The organism is Haloferax namakaokahaiae (genome assembly GCF_042663225.1).
Lineage (GTDB): Archaea > Halobacteriota > Halobacteria > Halobacteriales > Haloferacaceae > Haloferax > Haloferax namakaokahaiae.
The window spans coordinates 1,533,785-1,554,669 of record NZ_JBHTAA010000005.1 but is presented as its reverse complement, the minus strand read 5'-3'; the positions used below and the strand labels follow the sequence as shown (position 1 = coordinate 1,554,669).

The following is a 20,885-nucleotide window of genomic DNA, read 5'->3' as shown; positions in this document are numbered from 1 at the left end:
GTTTTACTCGTCGTCTTCGACGACCGCATCCGGAAGGATGTGCAACCCAACTGGACTCTTGAGTACCGACACCGTCTGCGCGTCGGGGTCGAAGTAGTCCGGTCGGGGAATCGTCTTCGCCTCGAACGTCACTGGGTCTAGCACCTGCACCGCGTGGTCGTCTTCGACGGTGACCACGGTCGTCTCCTCAGCATCTTCGACCGACCCGAGCGGTTCGGCGTCGGGATTCTCTCCTTCCTCGAACTCGGCGACGTACTCTTTACCACTGGCGAGGCGCGTCCCGTGGAGTCGCCCGCGATTGCTTCTGACGAGCACCGGGCCGTCGCCGTCTTCGGGGTCGATGATGTCGCCTTCGACGAAGCGTGGGAGGCGCGTGACGAACGTGACGCGGTAGACTTCGTTGCCGTCGCCGTCTTCGGTGACCAGCGTCGGGTGTTCGTCGATGGTCCCGCCGAGTTCCTCGCGGATGCGTTTGGCGATGCCGCTGGCCATCTGGTTGCTCGAAATCTTCATGTTCGGGCCGTCGGGTGCGCGGTCAACCTCGGTGATGAACGCGTTTCGGTCGCCCTTCTGCTCGCGTTCGGCGATGTATGACTCGGCGATTTCGATGGCTCGCTCGGCCTCTTCTTTGGTCGGCACGCGGGTGTCCGCGCGGACTTGGATGATGCTGGCGAAGTAACCGCCGGCGATGCGACCACAGCGCTGACACGTCTCGCGGGCGATGCTCACCGGCACGACGACCGTCTCTTCGAGCGGCGTGCCGCGAACGACGCCCGAGAAGTGGCAGTGCATGCGGATGTTGTTCTGGTCGATCTGCTCGGGTTCGACGCCCCACTGAATCTCTTCGGCGTTGATGTGGACGCCGAGCGACTGCGAGACCTCGTCGATGGCGACGTCCGTGTAGTCCTGTGCGCCGACATCGACCCACCGGTTCCCGCGGTGGACGGCACCGCACTGGGCGCAGACGCGCACTCGAATCTTGTCGGGGGCGTCCACGAGGTCGAAATCTTCGAAGTAACAGGCGTCACAGAGCACGTCGTCGCGCTCGCGTGGCATCCCGGGGAGCGGTTCCGGTCGCTCCGGAATCGGGTCACCGCATCGAGGACAAAAATCGCGGGATTCACTCATTGCCCGCTCTAGCGTGTTCGGGCGCTTAAATTCCGCGTCACGCACCCGCGCCGCCGAGATAGCCCACCGCGTCGTCGTCCGAGACCTGGGCGAAGTTCTGGTAGAACGCACCGACCGCCCCGAAGACGACCGGCGTCTCGACGGCGACGACCTCGTCGCACTCGTCTTCGAGTTCGGCGACCGAGTGCTCGGGGGCGACCGGGACCGCGAGCACGACGTGGTCGGCCCCGGCGGCGTTTACCTGCCGGAGACACGCGCGAACCGTCGCGCCCGTTGCGATGCCGTCGTCCACGATGACGACGCGCTTTCCGTCGAGGTCCGGAAGGGGGTCGCCGCCGCGGTACATGGCGACCTTCTCTCTGGCCGCTTCGGCCTCGCGTTGGCGCTCGCGTTCGAGATAGTCCTCTTCGACCGGAAAGTACGTCAACAGGTCGTCGTTCCACCAGACGCTTCCGTCGCCTGCAACCGCGCCGATGGCGAGTTCTGGATTGTTCGGTGCGCCCACTTTCGACGCGACGACGACGTCTAAGGGCGTGTCGAGCGCGTCGGCGACTTCGCGGCCGACAGGTAGTCCACCGCGCGGAATTGCGAGGATAACGTCTGCCGTCTCGCCTCGCTCCACCAGTACCTCCCCCAGTCGGCGACCCGCATCGATTCTGTCGGCAAACATAGAACTAGATTGGGGGGCCAGCCCAAAAACTGAACCGCTACCTCGGGTCTTACTTCCAGAGAACGGGTTCCGAAACGTCCTCGTCGGCCGCTTCGCGCCACGAGTGCGACGGCGTCCATCCGACGAGGGCCTGCGCTTTCGCCGTCGAGAGCGCCGACTGGTCGCCGTCGAGCGCGCACTGTTCGGGCACCTCACCGAAGAACTCCTCGACGGCCTCGGCGGTCGGCCGGTCGAGGTAGTTCTCGGCGGCCGCAGCGTGGAGTGCTTCGTGGCCCGTGACGGGGTTCGCCAGCGCCGCGACGACGAGGTCGGCCACGTCGCGCACGTCCACGTAGGACCAGCAGTTCCCCGCGCCACCGGAGAGGTCGCCGGATTTGGCGACGTCGCGGCAGGGGTAGTCACCGGGGTACTGAATCCACGACGGGCGAATCGCGCAGGTCGAGACGCCGTACTTCCGGGCGACCATCTTCGAGACCTCTTCGCCCGCGACTTTGGCGGTTCCGTAGGGGTCTTCGGGGCGGAACGGGTGGTCCTCGGTTATCGGGAGGAAGTCGGGAAGCGGCGTCTCCTCGGCGAAGGCGAATCCGTAGGCGCTCTCGGAGGAGGCCCAGACGATTCGTGCGTCGGCGCGGGCGGCCGAGACCAGCACGTTGTAGGTCGATTGGACGTTCGTCTCGAAGACGCGACTGCCGGCGTGGCGCGTCGGCGATGGGATGGCGGCCCAGTGGACGACTGCGTCGGGATTTAGTTGAGAAAAGAGGTCGGCGACTTCGCCCATCTCGGTCAGGTCGCATGCGCGGAAATCGACGTTCTCGCGCGCGTCCACTTCGAATCCGGGTTGTGTGAGGTCCACGGCGACGACCTCGTACTCCTCGGCCAGTCGGTCGGTAATCCAGCGACCGGAGCGACCCAGCGCGCCGGTGACGATGACGGTTTCCATACTGCCGTGGTCGGCGTCGGGGCTACTAACCTTCGGGGAAACCGTGCCACTATTCCGCATTCCAACAGCGTTTATTAGCCAGATTACTTATTCGGGGGTATGGAATGGAAACCGGACTGGGGACTTCGGGGGCGCATGGCGCTCACGATGTTCCTCTTGTTCGCCCTCTACATCGTCTTCGCAGCGGTGCTGTTCGCCTATTTCCAAAGCCTCGCAATCATGGTCGCCTTCATGGGCGTCTTCCTCTTCGCCCAGTTCTTCTTCAGCGACCGCATCGCCCTCTACAGCATGGGCGCGAAAGTCGTGGACGAAGACGACGGCCCGCAGGCCCGCAAACTCCACGGGATGGTCGGCCGTCTCGCCCAGCAGGCCGACCTCCCGAAGCCCAAAGTCGCCATCGCCGACACCTCGGTGCCGAACGCCTTTGCGACGGGGCGCTCGCAGAAGAACTCCGCCGTGTGTGTCACCACCGGCCTGATGCGCACATTGGACGACGACGAGTTGGAAGGCGTCATCGCGCACGAACTCGCGCACGTGAAGAACCGCGACGTGATGGTGATGACCATCGCGTCGTTCCTCTCCAGCATCGCGTTCCTCATCGTCCGCTGGGGGTGGCTCTTCGGCGGCGACGACAACCGCCAGAACATGCCGGTCATCGTCGCAATCATCGCGTCACTGGTCGTCTGGATAATCTCGTACCTGCTGATTCGTGCGCTCTCGCGCTACCGCGAGTACGCCGCAGACCGCGGTGCGGCCGTGATTACGGGTCAACCCTCGGCGCTCGCCTCCGCTCTCCTCAAGATTTCGGGTCGGATGGAGAGCGTCCCCAAGCGCGACATGCGCGAGACTTCGGAGATGAACGCGTTCTTCATCATCCCCATCAAGTCGGACTTCATCGGCCGACTCTTCAGCACCCACCCATCGACCGAGAACCGCGTCGAGCGCCTCCGCGACATGGAGCGCGAGATGGAGACGGTCTGAGCGGGACCTGATTTTCGTCCGACCGCCCTTTTTCGTCCCACCACGCTAAGGTATCCCCCCACCTAGCAGGTCCCATGGGACTCTTCGATTCACTTCGGTCCGCGCTCGGTATCAGCGCGGAAACTGATGCGACCCGCCGGGCCGACCCCGACGACCTGTTCGGCATGAGCACGGCGTATCTCACGATGCAGGCCGACCTCGGATTCGACTCGGTCGATGAGGCGGCCCTCTGTTTCTCCTCCGTGGACAGCACCGACTTCGAGGACACGGTCGAGGCCGTCGAGACCATCCTCCACGCGGGAAGCGAAGAGACCGGGACCGAGTTCTCCCGCCACAGCGACGACTACGGCTACAACTGGGTGGTCCTCACCGACGACGACCCCGAGGACCTCGTGACGAGTATCCACTTCGCGGCCGACGAGTTCATCGAACGCGGCTACGGGTCGCGCCTGCTCGCCGCCCTCTTCGGGTTCGAGAAAGGCGGCGACCGCGTGTACTGGGTCTACTCGTTCCGACGCGGCGCGTACTACCCCTTCTCCCCGCGCGGGACGAGCGAGCGAAACCAGCGACTGGAGTTCAAACTCGAATCGGTCTTGGACGGGGAGTTGGGTATCGAACAGGACGAGGAGTACTGGTACCCGCTGTGGCCCTCGACGGCGAGCGGCCACCCGTGGGAATAGCCGACTTTCGACTCGGCTGAGATAGCTGCTTTTCGACTACTCTCTGCTCTCTGTTCGGGCATGTGATTTGAACGTTCGTCAGACACCTCGAACCGACCCGACCTCGTCCGGCATTTTCACTTTCACTCCGCTGTTAACGAGGGTTTATGTGGGTATGGGAATGACAAGTGGGTATGGCAGAAGACGAACTCGAAAATCTCCCCGGCGTCGGCCCGGCGACCGCCGACAAACTCATCGAGAACGGCTACGACAGTTATCAGTCCATCGCAGTCGCCAGTCCCGGCGAACTGTCGAACAAGGCCGACATCGGGTCGTCCACGGCTTCGGATATCATCAACGCCGCGCGGAAGGCCGCCGACGTGGGCGGCTTCGAGACCGGTTCGATGGTCCTCGAACGACGCCAGCAAATCGGCAAGCTCAGCTGGCAAATCGACGAGGTAGACGAACTCCTCGGCGGCGGGCTGGAAACCCAGTCCATCACCGAAGTCTACGGTGAGTTCGGTGCCGGTAAGTCCCAGATTACCCACCAACTCGCGGTCAACATCCAACTCCCCTCCGAGTTCGGCGGCCTCGAAGGCGGGTGTATCTTCGTGGACTCCGAGGACACCTTCCGTCCCGAACGTATCGACGACATGGTTCGCGGCCTCGAAGACGACGTGCTCCAAGCGACGATGGACGACCGCGAAATCGAAGGCTCTCCCAGTGACGAAGACGCCATGGACGAACTCGTCGCGGACGTCCTCGACAAGATTCACGTCGCCAAGGCGTTCAACTCCAACCACCAGATTCTCCTCGCCGAGAAGGCCAAGGAACTCGCCGGCGAGCACGAGGACACCGACTGGCCGATTCGACTGGTCTGTGTGGACTCGCTCACCGCGCACTTCCGCGCCGAGTACGTCGGCCGTGGCCAACTCGCCGAACGCCAGCAGAAGCTCAACAAGCACCTGCACGACCTGATGCGCATCGGCGACCTGTTCAACACCGCAATCCTCGTGACCAACCAAGTCGCTTCGAACCCCGACTCCTACTTCGGCGACCCGACCCAGCCTATCGGTGGTAACATCCTCGGTCACACCTCGACGTTCCGTATCTACCTCCGCAAGTCGAAGGGCGACAAGCGTATCGTCCGCCTCGTGGACGCACCGAACCTCGCCGACGGCGAGGCGGTAATGCGCGTCCAAGACGGCGGCCTGAAGCCCGAATAACCACACACGCTCCGTTTCCCCTTTCTTTCTTCTCCATCCTACGGAGTGACAACTCTAGACGATAGTGTGACTTCTGTGAACGACTCGACTTCTAAACCCGACCAAAACCTCGAACTCACTACTTCATTCTCGAACTCTTGGAACTGGCTCACAAGACTATCTCCTCTGCTCTCGTCACTCTATACAGGTGACTCAGATGACACAACGAATCGTCGTCGTCGGGGGTGGGACCGGTGGAACGGTCGTTTCGAACCATCTCGCATCGGGACTCGTCTCCGAAATCGACGCGGGAGACGTGGAGATTATCCTCGTCTCGGACGACACGAAACACGTCTACAAGCCCGTGTTCCTCTACGTCCCGTTCGGTCTCGCGGCCGTCGAAGACGGCGTTCGAGACATGGGAGAACTCTTGGACAATCGCGTGACGTTCGTCACGAACCGCGTTCGACGCGTCGATACCGAGCGCAAACGCCTCGTCTGCCAAGCCGGAGACGAAGAGATTCCGTACGACAAACTCGTGCTCGCCACGGGTTCGAAACTCGACCCCGACGCCGTTCCCGGGTTGAAAGACGGTGCACACCACTTCTACAGCGCGAAGGGGGCCGAAAAACTCCGCGACGCGCTCGCGGACTTCGACGGCGGCCGACTCGTGATGAGCGTCGTCGGCATGCCGCACATGTGCCCGGCCGCACCGCTCGAATTCACGTTCATCGTGGACGATTGGCTCAGAAACCACGGTCTGCGAGAACAGACGGAACTCGTCTACACCTACCCGATGCCGCGGAGCCACAAGAAACCCGAAATCGCCGCGTGGGCCGACCCGATATTCGAGGCCCGCGACATCCGCGTCGAGACGGAGTTCGTCGTCGAAATGGTTGACTCCGACACGCAGGTCATCACGACGCGGTCGGGCGACGAACTCGACTACGACCTCTTCGTCGGTATTCCGCCGCACCGCGGCGACGAGATGATTATCGAGTCGGGACTCGGCGACGAGGGCTGGGTCGAGGTAAACCCCCGAACACTGGCGGCAACCGCCGTCCCCGACGTGTACGCTCTCGGCGACACCGCGGCGCTTTCGATTCCGAAAGCCGGCAGTGCGGCGCACTTCCAGGCGTTCACCGTCGCCGACCGCATCGCCGCCGAGGTTCGGGGACAGACACCCACGAAACTGTACGACGGAAAGACGGTGTGCTTTGTAGAGACGGGACTGGACCACGCGACGTTCGTCTCGTTCGACTACGACCACGCGCCGACGATGCGCCGGCCGTCGAAACCCATCCACTGGGCGAAACAGGCGTACAACGAATCGTACTGGCTGACCGCCACCGGCATGCTCTGAGGTGACCACGATGCAAAATCAAGACACTCCACGAACCGAACCGCAGGCCCCCGACGAACTCGTGGCGGCCATCGAGAACAACCCCGAAGAGGTCGCGCTCTTCGTCGAGCGACTCGGTCTCCTGAACGAACTCATCGACGTAATCGAACTCGGGATGGGCGCGGTGGACGACGAGATGGTCCACTCGTTGGCCAAGACCGGGACGGCACTCGGCGAGGTTGCGGACGACGCCGCGAATCCCGAAACGGTCGCCGGAATCAAGCGCCTGCTCGCCGCCGTCGGCGACGCCGAGGTCGCCGATTCGAAACCGCTCGGCCCGGTCGGACTGGTTCGAGCGGCGCGTGACCCGGAGGTCAAAGCTGGCTTAGGCTACCTCGTCGCGCTCGCCGCGGCACTCGGCGCACAGCGAGAAGAAAAGACCCAGTAAACTACGCGTCGTCTTCGGTTTTCGTCTTCTCGATATCGATTTCGCCCTCGAAAATCTTCGCGCCGTCTTGGGCGACCTGCCGCGCGAGGACGGCGCACTTGATGCGCATGGGCGAGATATCGACGCCGAGCATCTCGGTGATGTCGTCGGTGTCCATCGCCTCCAACTCCGAGAGCGTCGTCCCCGGCAGTCGCTGGGTGAGCATGCTCGCGGAGGCCTGGCTAATCGCACACCCGTCGCCGGAGAAGGCGACGCGCTCTATCGTTTCGCCGTCGTCGGCGAGCTGCACGTCCATCGTAATCGTATCGCCGCAGGAGGGGTTCTCCCCGGTGTGGCTGAACGTCGCCTCGGACAGCCGGCCGTGGTTTCGGGGATTCTTGTAGTGGTCCAAAATCTGCTGACGATACATGTCTGAGCCGATGCCCATTGGTCTTCGCCCTCGCTACGCCCGAGCGCCGTAAAAGAATTCCGGGGGCACGAGGCGGCCGGTTTCGCCGGATACGACGGCTACACCGATTCCGTGGTCGCCACGACTTTCTCGTCTCCGACCTCCTCGTACTTCGTCCACTTCTTCTCTACGTCGCGGTTCGCCACGACCACCGTATCGCCCTCGTCGCTCTCGAAGCGCGTCTTCCGGAGTTCGATGGATTCGACGACGCCCGTCACGGGGTCGGACTTCACGCGGTCACCGGGGTTGAAATCCGGGTCGCGCAGGAGGTACACGCCCGCGACGGTGTCGGCAATCATGTTCGACAGCGCGTAGGAGACGCCGAGTGCGATGAATCCCGCCGCGGTTCCGAGACTCGCGGCAATCTCGCCCATCCCGACGATATTGAGGAGTGCCAACGCCGCGCCGAACCACAGGAAGACGCCCGCGATGGCGACGCCCAAGTCCACCACGAGGTCTTGTTCTTCCGGATAGAGACCGTCGAGCACGCCGCGAAGGACGTACAGAAGCACCCGAATCGTGACGTACGCGAGCGTGAGGAACACGAGCGCGGCGAGGAGTTTCGGCACCGCCTCGGCGATGCTGACGACGAAGTCGTTAATCGTCACCTCGACGAGTCCGCCGATGGCTCCCGCTTGTAAGTAGAACACACCGTGTGACGAAGGAGCACACGGACAAAGTGATTCCGAACGTGACAGTCTGCGACCATGCAACGCGGCGGGCAGTGCCCACCCCGCGAATCACCGAATCGGCCTTCAAACTTATTGCGGTCTATTCGGTGCGTACAGACGTTCACACGAGCCTGAACGTCTGTATCCATGAGCGACGACCCTCCCTCATCGAACTCGACCGACCGCGCACTCCTCTCGACACGCCGCGCGTTCCTCGCCGGACTCGGCGTCGGTGCCGCCGGAACAGCAGGTGCGCTCAGTGGCGTCCCGGACATCCCCATGCTCGCCGACGACTCGGGTCACTCCGATGCGCACCACGTCCGCGAACTCGTCGCCGACTCGAAGGTCACCCACCGCGCGACCGGCGGCCCGTGGCGCGACCCGGCGTCGTGGGACGACGAGGTTCCGGGCGACGACGCCCGCGTCCAGATTCCCGCCGACGTGACCGTCACCCTCGACAACGAGGCGGCTGCCCGACTCCGGACCGTCCGCGTGGACGGGACGCTCCGTGCCGACCCGACGGCGGCGACGCAACTCCTCCTCGATACGCTCGTCGTCACCGAGACGGGAACGCTCGAAGTCGGGACGCCCGAGAGCCCGATTCAGAAGGACGCTGGCGCTCGTCTCACGTTCCTCGACGGCGGTCCCATCGACGAGTCGGCCGACCCCGAGCGAATCGGCCGCGGACTGGTGACGCTCAGGGGAGCGACGGTTCGCATGGTCGGCCAAGCGGTCACCTCGTGGCTTCGATTCGGCCAGTCACCGCGAGCGGGCGACCGAGTGCTCTCGCTCGCAAAAGAGCCACACGGATGGAGCGCGGGCGACACGCTCGTCGTCGCCGGGATGCACCCCGATAGAGATGAAGACGAAGTCGTCTCCGTCGCCGACGTCGATGGCTCGCGCGTCACGCTCGACTCCCCGCTGGAGTTCGACCACGTCCCACCACGCGAGTCGCTCTCGGGCGTCGTCGCCCATCTCGACCGGGCCGTGACGCTCGAATCAGAGTCAACGCGGACGGAACGTCGCGGGCACGTCATGTTCATGAGCGACGACGTGCACGTCGGCCACGTCGCGTTCTCGTCGCTCGGACGAACCGACAAATCCCGGCCCTTCACCGACCCGAAGAACGGCGTCCCGCCGAAAGACGCGGAGCCGAATCCACAGGCTCGATACGCCTGTCACTTCCACCGGACGGGCACCGGTACCGAACACGGTCCCCGCGTCGTCGAGGGATGCGTCGTCAACGGCAGTCCCGGGTGGGGCTACGTCAACCACGCGAGCTTCGTCCGCTTCGAGGACAACGTCTCGTTCCGCGTGTTCGGTGCCGGGTTCGTCGCCGAGACGGGCGCAGAGCGCGGAGCCTTCCGCCGCAACTTCGCGCTTCGGTCGCACGGGTCCGGGTCGGTCCCGGACGGCAGGCAGTTCAAAGCCAATTCGGAGGGGAGCATCGACGACTTCGGCCACGGCGGCTACGGCTTTTGGTTTCAGGGACCGGCTATCACCGTCGAGGACAACGTCGCCGCCGGCCATCGCCACTACGGGTTCGTCTACTGGAATCGCGCGAAACCCGACGCGGAGGTCTCCGCCGACACGCTCGATAGCCTCGTCGGCAAGGTGCCGAACCTCCCCGTCGAAGCGCTCTCCGGGCAACCCGAACTCGCGCGCTCGGACCGCGTCGAAGACGGGATGGTCCCGTCGAGTTTCGTCCGCCTCGAATCGTTCGCTCGCAACACGGTCTTCGCCTCCGGCGGCGGTCTCGACATCTCGCGGCACATGTTCACCTTCTCGCACGAGCGAGTCGATGCCTACAGCGTCGTCGAGGACTTCACCGCGTTCAACGTCGGTTCGCACGTCAGCCAGTGGGACCGCCTCCGTCCCCCGAACAGTCGCGGCGCGCAGGGCGGCGAAAACGGCATCTCGATTCGCTACAGCGCGAACGTCGTGATTCGAAATCCGACGCTCGTCTCCGGGTCAGGCGGTCGCCGCGGCGTCGCAATCAACCGCAATCACGCCCCCGCGAACGTCCACGTCGAGAACCCGGATATCGAAGGGTGGTTCACCGGCATTCGCGCCCCGCCGCGCGGGTCCGCACCGATTCGCGGTGGCCGACTCGACAACCACATCGACGTGCACGTCATCGGCGGGACGACCGACCGCCGGTGGTCCGAGAAACAGCACGTCGATATCGACGACGTGACCTTCGGCGACGGCGGCCGCGCGGAGGTGTCCTTGAGCGCCGAACTCGACGACCACCTCTACGGCCTGTTCACGCCCGAGGGCCACGTCCGCCGCGACGGCACAGACCTCTACTTCGCCGAGCAAGCGCCCGATTTCGTCCCGTTTCCGTCGAAAGCAGACTTGCGCGCCGCGAATCCCGGCGACGACGCGCTCGCCGACCTGAGCGACGTCTCACCCGGTGCGCTCGTCGGCAAGTCGAACGCCGAGTTGTTCGAATCGTTCGGTCTCGCCGTCGAAGGTGAGGTGCTTCCCGAAGGTGCCGGTGGCGCGCCGGGCGTCGAGAGTGGGTTCGTCGCGGGCGGAACGGGTGACGCGGCCTCCCAGTCGCTCGCGCCCATCGAGCGCGTCCACTCGGCGGAGGGGTCGGTGTACGAACTCGGCCGCCTCCGGTCGGGCGAACCCGTGTACGTCTACGACGATTCGGAGTTCCTCACCGTCCCCGGCCGCTACACCGGCCTGCCGTACGTTCGCCCGGAAGTCGAAGACGCCGACTCTGAGCGCCGGTCGTTCCTGACGCTCACGCTCTCGTCACCCTCGACGGTGTACGTCGCCTACGATTCGGAGTCCGAACCGGGATGGCTCTCGGGATGGACCGACACCGGCGACACGCTCGGGACTTCGGACGGAACGCGCCGAGTCTACGAACGCGACTTCGACGCCGGAACGGTCCGACTCGGCGGTGCTGTCGATACGCACTCGATGTACTCGGCGTTCGTTCGAGAGCGTTGAAACGAAACGAGGATTCGCAGAAAACCCGATTCAGGCGAACAGGTCGCGGGCGACTTCTAACCCCTCTACGAGCGCGTCGATTTCCTCTTTCTTGTTATAGATGTAGAAGGACGCGCGCGTCGAAGCGGCCGCGCCGAGTTTGTCGTGGAGCGGTTGCGTACAGTGGTCGCCGGCGCGGATGGCGACGCCCTGTTCGTTGAGGATGCTCGAAAGGTCGTGCGCGTGGACGCCGTCGAGGTTGAACGCGACGAGTCCGCCGCGGTCGTCGCCCGGCGGGCCGTAGATTTCGATATCGTCGAACTCGCTCAGGCGGTCGTAGGCGTACTCGGCGAGCAGTTCCTCGTGGGCCTGGACGTTCTCCATGCCGATGTCGTCGAGGTAATCGACGGCGGCGGCGAAGGCGATGCCTTGCGCGATTGGAGGCGTTCCGGCCTCGAACTTCCACGGGAGGTCCTCCCACGAGGAGTCTTCGTAGCTGACGCGCCGAATCATGTCGCCGCCGTAGAGGTACGGGTCCATCTCTTCGAGGATTTCTTGCTTGCCGTAGAGCGCGCCGATGCCCGTCGGACCGCACATCTTGTGACCCGAGAAGGCGAAGAAGTCGGCGTCTATCTCCTTCACATCGACGGGTCGCGTCGGGACCGACTGCGCGCCATCGACGAAGATGTACGCGCCGACGTCGTGGGCGAGGTCCGCGAGGTCGGCGACGGGGTTGACGGTGCCGAGGGTGTTGGAGACGTGGACGACAGAGACCATCTTCGTGGAGTCGTCGATGAGTTCCGTCGCGTGGTCCATGTCGAGACGGCCGTCGTCGTCGATGCGGATGAAGCGTGCCTCTGCGCCGGTCCGCTTACAAATCTGCTGCCACGTGACCAGCGAGGCGTGGTGTTCCATCTCGGTGAGGACGACGGAGTCGCCGGGACCGAGTTCGTTCAGACCCCACGCGTAGGCGACGAGGTTCATCGCCTCGGTCGTGTTCTTCGTGAAGACGACTTCCTCGCGCCCGGAGGCACCGATGAACTCGGCGACTCGGTCGTGGGCGTCCTCGTAGGCGACAGAGGCCTCTTGGCTCAGACTGTGAATCCCGCGGTGGACGTTCGAGTTGTAGCCGTAGTAGTAGTCCACGATGGACTCGACGACCTGTTTCGGCGTCTGACTCGTCGCGGCGTTGTCGAGATAGACGAGCGGGACGGTGTCGTCCTCGTCCTCGCCGGGGGTCGAAATGTCACCACCGACGCGGCGCTGGAGAATCGGAAAGTCCGCGCGGATGGTGTCTACGTCGATAGGATACGATTCCTGCACTCCCATTGGTCATGGCTTATCTCCGTAGACACAACACATCTTCGGTCCCGGCGCGTGTTCGAAACCGATTCTGGTTTCGCTGAGGGTCGAACGTGCGGAAAAGTGTAGACGACCGGACGACGAGCGGTGAGACCGAGGCCGACCCCTGCGTTATCGAAGCCAGAGCAGTTGGGCGTGGAGCGTGCCGTCCACTTCGAGGACGGTCTCTTCGTCCACGAGTCCCGCGTCGATGGCGACGGTCACGGCTTCCTCGCCGACGATGTTGGCGACGGTGGCGCGGTTGAGGCTATCGACCACGGCGTCGCTGTCGGCGTCTTCGGCGTCGTCGCCGCCGTAGAAGTCCTCGGTCACGTCGAGCGAGACGCCGTCGCCGGTGAAGGTCTCGCCGATGCAGTCCGAATCGCAGACCGAGACCAAGAGACCCTCGGGCGTCTCGCGTTCGCGGAGCAGCATCTAGAACTCCTCGACCATCTGCTGTTCGGCCTCCTGTCGAATCTCGTCGGCCTGCGCTTGGACCTGTTCTGCCTCCTCGTCGCGGCCGAGTTCTTCGAGCGCGCGGGCCTTCTCTTCGAGCACGTAGGGTGCGCTCTGGCCGAGGCGGATGGCGTTGTCGAAGGCGTTGACGGCCTCCTCGTTGAGACCGCGCTCGTGGAGGAAGAAGCCGCGGTTGTACCACGCCTGTGCGAAACGCGGGTCGAGTTCGACGGCGCGCTCCGCGTGGTCGAGCGCGTCCGCGGTGCGACCGGACTCCCACAGCGCGTAGGCGAGGTTCGTGTGAGCGGTGGCGGCGTGTTCGGAGTCGTCGTCGATAGAGAGCGCCTCCCGATACGCGCCGATGGCTTCGTCCCACTCTTCGAGTTCGGCGTGGGCCGCGCCCTTGTTGACCCACGCCTCTTGGGCGATGGGGTCGTCGTCCTGCGCGTAGCGCGCGACGCGCTCGAAGGCTTCTGTGGCCTCCTCGAAGCGGTTGATTTGCATGTAGGACAGGCCCACGTCGAGCAGCGTCTCGAAGTCGATTTCGTCGGGGTCCACGTTGCGTCGGTCGAGGATGTCCGTGAGGACGCGCGAGTCCACCGGATCGACCTTCGTCGGATCGACCTTCAGTTCCGGCGGGTCGAGCGAGAAGTCAGAGTAGTCTTGGTCGAAGCCCTGACCCTCGGAGAACTTGTGCGGTCGGTTGCCGTCGTCGGTCATATAACCGCGCTTGGGTGTCGAATCGGTTAAACGCTACGTCAGAGCGCTGATATCGACCGCTTTTTAGCCTCGGGTTGCGGGCGTCTACCAATGAACGCCCCCACGGCGACGGTGGTCTCGTTCGTTCGCCACGCCCACTCGCCGTACGTCCCCGACGCCGAGCGCGCCCGCGGCCTCTCAGAGCAGGGCCGCCGCGCCGCCGCGCGAGTCACCACGCACCTCGGTCCCGTCGCGGACGTCGTCGTCACCAGCCCCTACGAACGGGCGAAAGCCACCGTCGAGGGGGTCGCCGACGTTGCCGAGGTCCCGCTCATCGTGGACGAAGACCTGCGAGAGCGTGAACTCGCAGGGAATCACGTCGAAGATTTCGACGGGGCGGTCGAACACCTGTGGGCCAATCCGACCGATTCGTACCCCGGCGGCGAGTCGCACGTCGAAGCACAGGCCCGCGGGGTCGCGGCTATCGAGAGACTGCTCGATGCGTACCCCGGTCGCCACGTCGTCGTCGGCACCCACGGGACGCTCTTGGCCCTGATTCTGAACGAGTTCGACCCCCGCTACGGCTACGAGTTCTGGTCCGGGTTGTCGATGCCCGACGTGTACGAAGCGACGTTTCTCGACGGCAACCTCCTCGGCGTCGTTCGGACGTGGGTCCCCGAAGACGAACGCCGGGCGGAGACGGACACGGTCGCGGAAACGGACGACGCCTGAGGCGGCGGAATCTATACCTTCTTTTCTGTGCTATGTGTTCGCATGCGGTTGTTCCTCGCTATCGACCTTCCAGCGTCGCTCTCGCGGGAAGTCGCGGACGCCCAAGCGCTCTTCGCCGACGCCGACGGACTTCGATTCACGAATCCCAAACAGGCCCACATCACCCTCAAGTTCCTCGGCGAGACGCCGCCGGACCAACTGCGCCCCGTGGCCGACGCCGTCGAAACCGCCATCGACGAGGCGGGCGTCGAACCCTTCGACGCCTCGCTCGGCGGCCTCGGCGCGTTCCCGTCGCTCGATTACATCCGCGTCGTCTGGACCGGCGTCCGCGACGGCGCGCGCGAGATGGTGCACCTCCACGACGCGCTCGACCCCGAACTCGCCACGCTCGGATTCGAACCGGACGAGCGCGATTTCTCGCCACATCTTACGCTCGCTCGGATGAACGACGCGCGGAGCAAGACCTACGTCAGAGAGGTTATCGAAGACGAAGCGCCCGAACTCGGGTCGTTTCGCGTGCGCGAGATTCGAGTGAAGAAGAGCGACCTCACCGCGGAAGGGCCGAACTACGAGACGGTCGCACGCTGTTCGTTGTGAGGCTCGATTCTCGACGCTCACTCTCGTGACGCTCACCCTCAATCGTCGGCCGAACGGGTCGGCCGCCCATCGACCATCCGCCGGAGTTCGCCGCGAATCACCGTCCGCTTGAAGAGCAAGAAGCCGACGAAGATGAACACGAAGCCGAGCACCGTCGTGAGCGTCGGGACTCTGTCGAGAACGACCCAGTCGGCGAGGGCCGCGAACAGCGGGATGACGTACTCCAAGAGGCTCGATTCGACGGGACCGATTCGGTCGAGCAACCAGAAGTAGAGGAGAAACCCGCCCGCGCCCGCGACGACGGCGAGGTAGACGACCGTCCCAATCGCCGTCGTGGTCCAGACGGCGTCCGACGCCGACTCCCACGGCAGGGCGATGCTGGTCAGGTGCAGCGTGACGGCCCCGATGAGCATCATCCACGCCTGCACGGAGAGCAGGGACATGTCGGTCTGGCTGTCGTGGGTGAACACCGCGCCGAGGGCGAACGCGAGCGCGGAGGCGAACACGAGCACCGCGCCGAGGAGGTTCGCCGACAGCAGGTTCTCGGGGTTTGGGTTGGCGATGATGACGAGACCCAGAAAACCGAGGACGAGTCCGAAAATACTGACTGGCGAGAGTCGCCGCCGCGACGAGGTGAGTCGCGTGAGCGTCGGCGTCATCAGGGGGATGATGCCGAGGAGCACCGAGGCGACGGAGCCGGGGATGTAGGTCTGTCCGGAGAACAACAGCGCGTGGTGGGCACCGATGGCGAAGAACCCGCCGGCGAGGATACGCCGCCACTCGGAGCGACCCGCCGGGAGGAGTCTGTCGTCGCGGGCGACGGCGAGCGCGAAGAGCAGAAGCGCCGCGATGTCGAACCGAATCGCACCGAGGAACGCTGGCGGGAGAAACTGGAGGGCGATTTCGGTCGAGAGGAAGGCGGTTCCCCAGATTGCAGAGAGGGCGAGAAAGGCGACGACAGTGCGGGACCGACTCATCGACTCGGCGTTGTCGGTCGAAGCTACTGAATGAGTCGATTCGGCGGCCACCGCGACGTACGGTCCCGAATTGGGGTCGAGAGTCGCCGTGATTCGACCGTGTGGGGTGGTTTCACACTACTGAAACGCGAAGGAACAAGATTTTATGCGGAGGAAGGAAAGTGTAGCCCACTATGGGTAAGAAGTCGAAGGCTAAGAAGAAGCGTCTGGCGAAGCTCGAACGCCAGAACAGCCGCGTTCCGGCGTGGGTTATGCTCAAGACCGACATGGAAGTCACGCGAAACCCCAAGCGTCGCAACTGGCGGCGAAGCAACACTGACGAGTAACCAATGAGTGCAAACGATTTCGAAGAGCGAGTCGTCACCGTCCCGCTCCGCGATGTGAAGCAGGTTCCGGCGTTCGAACGCGCAGGCCGCGCGATGAAGCTCATCCGCGAGCACCTCGCACAGCACTTCAAGGTCGATGCAGACGCAGTCCGCCTCGACCCGCAGATCAACGAAGACATCTGGGAACACGGCCGCCAGCAGCCGCCGAGCAAGTTCCGCGTCCGCGCCGCTCGATTCGACGAGGACGGCGAGGCAGTCGTCGAAGCCGAACCGGCAGAGTAAACCGGTGCTTCGCGCCTCCTTCGCCGGTTCCTCGTACATCGGCGTCTTCGCACGGACGACGAACGACGTCCTCCTCGTTCGCCCCGACGCTGACGAGTCACTCGTCGAAAACCTGTCCGACGAACTCGACGTGCCCGCGGTCACGACGACCGTCGGCGGGTCGGCGACCGTCGGCGCGTTAGCGATGGGTAACGAAAACGGGCTGCTCGTCACGAACCGCGCGACGACCCGCGAACAGGAGGCACTCGCCGAGGCCGCAGACGTTCCGGTGTACGAACTCCCCGGCCGCATCAACGCCGCCGGAAACGTCGTACTCGCCAACGACTACGGCGCGTACGTCCATCCCGAACTCTCTGACGAGGCCGTCGCCGCCGTCGAAGAGGCACTCGAAGTGCCCGTCGAACGCGGCGACCTCGCTGACGTTCGAACCGTCGGCACCGCCGCCGTCGCCAACAACCGCGGCGTGCTGTGCCATCCGAAATCACGCGAACCGGAACTCGAAGCGCTCGAAGACGTCCTCGACGTTCGAGCGGACATCGGGACCATCAACTACGGTGGCCCGCTCGTCGGGTCCGGACTCGTCTGCAACGACGAGAGCTACGTCGTCGGCGAGGACACGACCGGTCCAGAACTCGGTCGCATCGAAGACGCGCTCGGCTTTATCGACTGAGTCCAGTTCTGGACTGAGTTGATTCATCAACTGAGTTGTTTCACCAACTAAGTCGCGTCGGCGTCTTTTCTCCCGCTAACTACTCCGAGTAGGAAGATACTTCCCGCTCGCTGCCCGAAGCACAGCCATGAGTCAGTTTACTATCAGCGGGACGTTTACGTCCCGAGGCGTCTCCCACGGCTTTACGAAGTCCGTGGAGGCACCAAACGAGTCGGTCGCACGAGAACACGTGCTGTCGCAAATCGGCAGCGAACACGGCATCAAGCGCGTCAAAATCGAGCTCTCGGAGGTGTCCGCAGCATGATGGGCGGCGGTCAGCAGCAACTCCAGCAGCTCTCGCAGGAACTCCAGGCACTCGACGAAGAAATCGAGCAACTCGAAGGCGAAGTCTCCGACCTCAACGCGGAGAAACAGGAGATGGACGAAGCCATCGAAGCCATCGAGACGCTCGAAACCGGTTCGACGGTGCAGGTCCCGCTCGGCGGCGGTGCCTACCTCCGCGCCGAAGTGCAGGACATCGACGAAGTCGTCGTCTCGCTCGGCGCGAACTACGCGGCCGAACACGACCAGTCCGGTGCCGTCGAAACCCTGCGCCGCAAGCAGGACGCCCTCGACGAGGAAATCGCCGGTCTCCGCGGCGAAATCGAGGGTCTCGAAGAAGAGAGCGAACAGCTCGAACAGCAGGCGATGCAGGCCCAACAGCAGATGCAGCAACAGCAGATGCAGCAGATGCAACAGCAGATGCAGGGCGAAGAAGAAGACGCCGACGAGTAAACTCCCCTAACTCCTTTCACAGATGTTCGACGGACTGAAAAAGAAACTCAACCGCTTCCGCGAGGACGTCGAAGAGACCGCGGAAGAGAAAGCCGAAGAAGCCGCCGAAGCAGAAGCCGAGGCTGAAGCTGCCGAGACAGAGGCAGACCCTGTAGAAACCGAGACGGTGGATACAGGAGCCGACGCCGAGACCGAGGCGGCCGACGAATCGACTGCCGAAGACGCAGTCGGTGACGCGCCCGAACCCGAAGCGGTGTCGGAAGACGCCGACACCGACACGGCGGCCGAAGCTGAGACTGTCGCGGCCGAGACGGCCGACACGGAACCGGCGTCCGACGACGACGACGCCGAACCCGTGGACGTGGACGACGCGGATTCCGAGTACGTCTACGAGGGCGAGCGACCCGAATCGCTCGCTTCGGACGCGGCCAAGCAGGCGCTCGCCGCCGAGAAGAAAGACGACTCGTCGGGTTCGAGTCGCCTGAAGCGCGCCGCATCGCTCGCCATGGGGAAGGTCGTCATCGAGGAAGAAGACCTCGAAGACCCCCTGTGGGAACTGGAGATGGCGCTCCTCCAGAGCGACGTGGAGATGCAAGTCGCCGAGGAGATTCTCGAGACTATTCGAGAGAAACTCATCGGCGAGACGCGCAAACAGGTCCAGAGTACGGGCCAACTCGTCGAAGAAGCGCTCCACGACGCGCTGTACGACGTCATCAGCGTCGGGCAGTTCGACTTCGACCAGCGCATCGCCGAGGCTGACAAGCCAGTCACGCTCATCTTCACCGGCATCAACGGCGTCGGGAAGACGACGAGCATCGCCAAACTGGCGAAGTACTTCGAGAAACAGGGCTACTCGACGGTGCTCGCTAACGGTGACACCTACCGTGCGGGCGCGAACGAGCAAATCCGCGAACACGCCGAGGCGCTCGACAAGAAACTCATCACGCACGAGCAGGGCGGCGACCCGGCGGCGGTCATCTACGACGCCGTCGAGTACGCCGACGCCCACGACATCGACATCGTGCTCGGCGACACCGCCGGACGCCTGCACACCTCGAACGACCTGATGGCGCAGTTGGAGAAAATCGACCGCGTCGTCGGCCCGGACCTCACCATCTTCGTGGACGAGGCCGTCGCCGGACAGGACGCCGTCGAACGCGCCCGCAAGTTCAACGACGCGGCGTCCATCGACGGCGCGATTCTGACGAAAGCGGACGCCGACTCCAACGGCGGTGCCGCAATCTCCATCGCCTACGTCACGGGCAAGCCAATCTTGTTCCTCGGCGTCGGGCAGGGCTACGACCACATCGAACGGTTCGACCCCGAAGCGATGGTCGAGCGACTCCTCGGCGAGGAGTAACCCACGCAGTCCGTCGATTCATTCTTTCAGCATCCGTCCGCGAGCGACAGCGTTCGCGCGAGCGATGGAAAATCGGTCGCAGTGGCTCTGTTGAAATCCTTAGAACCTGACAGAAACCGTGTGACACACATAGAGGGTGTATGCAGCAAACGTCCGTTACACCGACTGAGTTGGTAGCAAACTTTACTCAGTAGTATGTTCTACTAGCTGGCATGGCCACGTCGGTAAAGATGGACGACGACACCAAGTCCCGGCTTGAACGATTACAGGCCGAGATTCGGCTCAAGACAGGGAAGCGAGTGACGCAACAGGATATCTTGGCACGACTCGTCGAGCATGCCATTGAGTCGAAGGCAGGTCTCATCGACTCGTTCCGTGAGCAACGTGTCCCCCTTGCAGAATCCGAGCGCGAGAAGTTCCACGATGGGATGGTCTCCTCGGGGGTTACGACGACCGAGGAGGACATCGACGACGTGCTGTACGGATGAGCGTCTTCGTCGATACTGGTGTGTTTTTTGCGCATCACGATACGGATGCCGACCGGCACGACCAAGCCGTCAGTGCATTCGACGACCTGTTCGATGGAGAGTTCGGACAACCGTACACGAATGACTACGTTTTCGACGAGACTGTGACGCTTACACGGGCTCGAACGGGGTCGTTCGAGGCTGCAGACACTGTTGCCAGTCGCATTCTTGGCGAAGAGCCGTTTCCGCAAGTATTCGAGATGATCCACGTCGAACCAGATGATGTACAGGCGTCGCTAGAGACGTTCCGTCGATACGACGACCACGATCTCAGTTTCACCGATGCGTCGATAGTTACGCTGTGTGAGTCACGTGGTATCGACGCTGTGTTGAGCTTCGACACGAATTTCGATGGACTCGTTGACCGAATCGAACCGGGATACTAAGCAGCGACTCACTTGGAGTATCGTCGCTAACTTCTCCTGAGACCATCAGAAATTGAGTGATGAGTTTAGAGGGTGTAGTCAGAACAGGTCGCCCGTGTCGTCTACTCTCTTGTCGAGTCGTACCACAGCCTTGCGCCCCAAGCAAAACCACTGCCCACTGCTATCGGAACTGAACGTTGAATATCGTAAAGCAGTGCGTTGGCGAAGAAGACCTCACGAAAGGCCAACGTCACCACAAGCACTAACACGAACGTCTTCCCACCGGCAGTGAGGTATGTAAGGGATGCCGACCTTTCTGTTCCCATCGGTAATCTGTACAA

The 20,885-nt window shown here is 63.6% G+C and carries 25 protein-coding genes; 16 read left to right on the top strand and 9 right to left on the bottom strand.

The annotated features are described in order from the left end of the window. Positions 1-3: 3 nt before the first annotated feature. The 3 genes from ACFQJC_RS15855 to ACFQJC_RS15845 are packed head-to-tail and all read right to left on the bottom strand — an operon-like array spanning position 4 to position 2,738. A complete protein-coding gene (locus ACFQJC_RS15855) occupies positions 4-1,128 on the bottom strand; it encodes a 60S ribosomal export protein NMD3 (protein ID WP_390225171.1) in 1,125 nt (374 codons plus the stop codon). Positions 1,129-1,165: 37 nt separating this feature from the next. Further along, the gene (locus tag ACFQJC_RS15850) at positions 1,166-1,798 is read right to left on the bottom strand and encodes a phosphoribosyltransferase (protein ID WP_390225169.1); all 633 of its coding nucleotides are present in this window, start codon (positions 1,796-1,798) and stop codon (positions 1,166-1,168) included. A 49-nt stretch (positions 1,799-1,847) separates the two neighbouring features. Further along, on the bottom strand, positions 1,848-2,738 hold the full coding sequence (locus tag ACFQJC_RS15845) for an NAD-dependent epimerase/dehydratase family protein (protein ID WP_390225168.1): 891 nt from the start codon (positions 2,736-2,738) through the stop codon (positions 1,848-1,850). A gap of 99 nt (positions 2,739-2,837) precedes the next feature. Between ACFQJC_RS15845 and htpX the strand changes: the two genes are divergently transcribed. From htpX to ACFQJC_RS15820, 5 genes are all read left to right on the top strand, one after another. Further along, positions 2,838-3,719 (top strand): zinc metalloprotease HtpX, encoded by an 882-nt coding sequence (gene htpX / locus ACFQJC_RS15840; protein ID WP_390225166.1) that lies wholly within the window; start codon positions 2,838-2,840, stop codon positions 3,717-3,719. A gap of 74 nt (positions 3,720-3,793) precedes the next feature. Beyond that, the gene (gene pspAB / locus ACFQJC_RS15835; protein WP_390225164.1) at positions 3,794-4,399 is read left to right on the top strand and encodes a PspA-associated protein PspAB; all 606 of its coding nucleotides are present in this window, start codon (positions 3,794-3,796) and stop codon (positions 4,397-4,399) included. 173 nt (positions 4,400-4,572) lie between these two features. Further along, the gene (radA, locus tag ACFQJC_RS15830; protein WP_390225162.1) at positions 4,573-5,604 is read left to right on the top strand and encodes a DNA repair and recombination protein RadA; all 1,032 of its coding nucleotides are present in this window, start codon (positions 4,573-4,575) and stop codon (positions 5,602-5,604) included. A gap of 196 nt (positions 5,605-5,800) precedes the next feature. After that, on the top strand, positions 5,801-6,946 hold the full coding sequence (locus ACFQJC_RS15825; RefSeq protein ID WP_390225160.1) for an NAD(P)/FAD-dependent oxidoreductase: 1,146 nt from the start codon (positions 5,801-5,803) through the stop codon (positions 6,944-6,946). A gap of 10 nt (positions 6,947-6,956) precedes the next feature. Then, a complete protein-coding gene (locus ACFQJC_RS15820) occupies positions 6,957-7,373 on the top strand; it encodes a helical membrane plugin domain-containing protein (protein ID WP_390225158.1) in 417 nt (138 codons plus the stop codon). 1 nt (position 7,374) lies between these two features. On the opposite strand, the gene sufU is transcribed toward ACFQJC_RS15820, so the two are convergent. Then, complete coding sequence (sufU, locus tag ACFQJC_RS15815; protein WP_390225156.1) at positions 7,375-7,800, bottom strand: Fe-S cluster assembly sulfur transfer protein SufU; 426 nt, start codon at positions 7,798-7,800, stop codon at positions 7,375-7,377. An 80-nt stretch (positions 7,801-7,880) separates the two neighbouring features. Next, on the bottom strand, positions 7,881-8,447 hold the full coding sequence (locus ACFQJC_RS15810; protein WP_390225648.1) for a mechanosensitive ion channel domain-containing protein: 567 nt from the start codon (positions 8,445-8,447) through the stop codon (positions 7,881-7,883). A gap of 192 nt (positions 8,448-8,639) precedes the next feature. Between ACFQJC_RS15810 and ACFQJC_RS15805 the strand changes: the two genes are divergently transcribed. Further along, positions 8,640-11,459, top strand: a complete 2,820-nt coding sequence (locus tag ACFQJC_RS15805; protein ID WP_390225154.1) for a G8 domain-containing protein — start codon at positions 8,640-8,642, stop codon at positions 11,457-11,459. 30 nt (positions 11,460-11,489) lie between these two features. Here ACFQJC_RS15805 and sufS read toward each other — a convergent pair whose 3' ends face one another. The 3 genes from sufS to ACFQJC_RS15790 all read right to left on the bottom strand — a co-directional run bounded on the left by sufS (position 11,490) and on the right by ACFQJC_RS15790 (position 13,955). Continuing rightward, a complete protein-coding gene (gene sufS / locus ACFQJC_RS15800) occupies positions 11,490-12,761 on the bottom strand; it encodes a bifunctional cysteine desulfurase/selenocysteine lyase SufS (RefSeq protein ID WP_390225646.1) in 1,272 nt (423 codons plus the stop codon). A 150-nt stretch (positions 12,762-12,911) separates the two neighbouring features. Beyond that, entirely contained in the window at positions 12,912-13,214 is a 303-nt protein-coding gene (locus ACFQJC_RS15795; RefSeq protein WP_390225152.1) for a DUF424 domain-containing protein, read from the bottom strand. Next, positions 13,215-13,955 (bottom strand): tetratricopeptide repeat protein, encoded by a 741-nt coding sequence (locus ACFQJC_RS15790; protein WP_390225150.1) that lies wholly within the window; start codon positions 13,953-13,955, stop codon positions 13,215-13,217. Between the two features lie 90 nt (positions 13,956-14,045). Here ACFQJC_RS15790 and ACFQJC_RS15785 point away from each other — a divergent pair, with 90 nt between their 5' ends. After that, entirely contained in the window at positions 14,046-14,666 is a 621-nt protein-coding gene (locus tag ACFQJC_RS15785) for a histidine phosphatase family protein (RefSeq protein WP_390225148.1), read from the top strand. A gap of 42 nt (positions 14,667-14,708) precedes the next feature. After that, positions 14,709-15,263: an RNA 2',3'-cyclic phosphodiesterase gene (gene thpR / locus ACFQJC_RS15780; protein ID WP_390225146.1), complete on the top strand. Its 555-nt coding sequence runs from the start codon at positions 14,709-14,711 to the stop codon at positions 15,261-15,263. Positions 15,264-15,301: 38 nt separating this feature from the next. Here the strand turns inward: thpR and ACFQJC_RS15775 are convergent, their stop codons facing one another. Continuing rightward, positions 15,302-16,240 (bottom strand): DMT family transporter, encoded by a 939-nt coding sequence (locus ACFQJC_RS15775; RefSeq protein WP_390225144.1) that lies wholly within the window; start codon positions 16,238-16,240, stop codon positions 15,302-15,304. 173 nt (positions 16,241-16,413) lie between these two features. Here ACFQJC_RS15775 and ACFQJC_RS15770 point away from each other — a divergent pair, with 173 nt between their 5' ends. From ACFQJC_RS15770 to ACFQJC_RS15735, 8 genes are all read left to right on the top strand, one after another. After that, entirely contained in the window at positions 16,414-16,566 is a 153-nt protein-coding gene (locus ACFQJC_RS15770; RefSeq protein ID WP_007544136.1) for a 50S ribosomal protein L39e, read from the top strand. Positions 16,567-16,569: 3 nt separating this feature from the next. After that, a complete protein-coding gene (locus tag ACFQJC_RS15765) occupies positions 16,570-16,848 on the top strand; it encodes a 50S ribosomal protein L31e (RefSeq protein ID WP_390225141.1) in 279 nt (92 codons plus the stop codon). A gap of 4 nt (positions 16,849-16,852) precedes the next feature. Beyond that, the gene (locus ACFQJC_RS15760; protein ID WP_390225139.1) at positions 16,853-17,518 is read left to right on the top strand and encodes a translation initiation factor IF-6; all 666 of its coding nucleotides are present in this window, start codon (positions 16,853-16,855) and stop codon (positions 17,516-17,518) included. A gap of 127 nt (positions 17,519-17,645) precedes the next feature. Continuing rightward, on the top strand, positions 17,646-17,822 hold the full coding sequence (gene rpl18a / locus ACFQJC_RS15755; protein ID WP_390225137.1) for a 50S ribosomal protein L18Ae: 177 nt from the start codon (positions 17,646-17,648) through the stop codon (positions 17,820-17,822). Then, on the top strand, positions 17,822-18,292 hold the full coding sequence (gene pfdA, locus ACFQJC_RS15750) for a prefoldin subunit alpha (protein WP_390225644.1): 471 nt from the start codon (positions 17,822-17,824) through the stop codon (positions 18,290-18,292). Before rpl18a ends, pfdA begins: the two co-directional genes overlap by 1 nt. 22 nt (positions 18,293-18,314) lie before the next feature. Further along, positions 18,315-19,652, top strand: coding sequence for a signal recognition particle-docking protein FtsY (gene ftsY, locus ACFQJC_RS15745; protein ID WP_390225135.1), 1,338 nt, complete (start codon positions 18,315-18,317; stop codon positions 19,650-19,652). Between the two features lie 212 nt (positions 19,653-19,864). Beyond that, complete coding sequence (locus ACFQJC_RS15740; protein ID WP_390225133.1) at positions 19,865-20,140, top strand: hypothetical protein; 276 nt, start codon at positions 19,865-19,867, stop codon at positions 20,138-20,140. Further along, entirely contained in the window at positions 20,137-20,565 is a 429-nt protein-coding gene (locus ACFQJC_RS15735; RefSeq protein WP_390225131.1) for a type II toxin-antitoxin system VapC family toxin, read from the top strand. The genes ACFQJC_RS15740 and ACFQJC_RS15735 overlap by 4 nt, the downstream gene beginning before the upstream one ends. Positions 20,566-20,885: the final 320 nt, after the last annotated feature.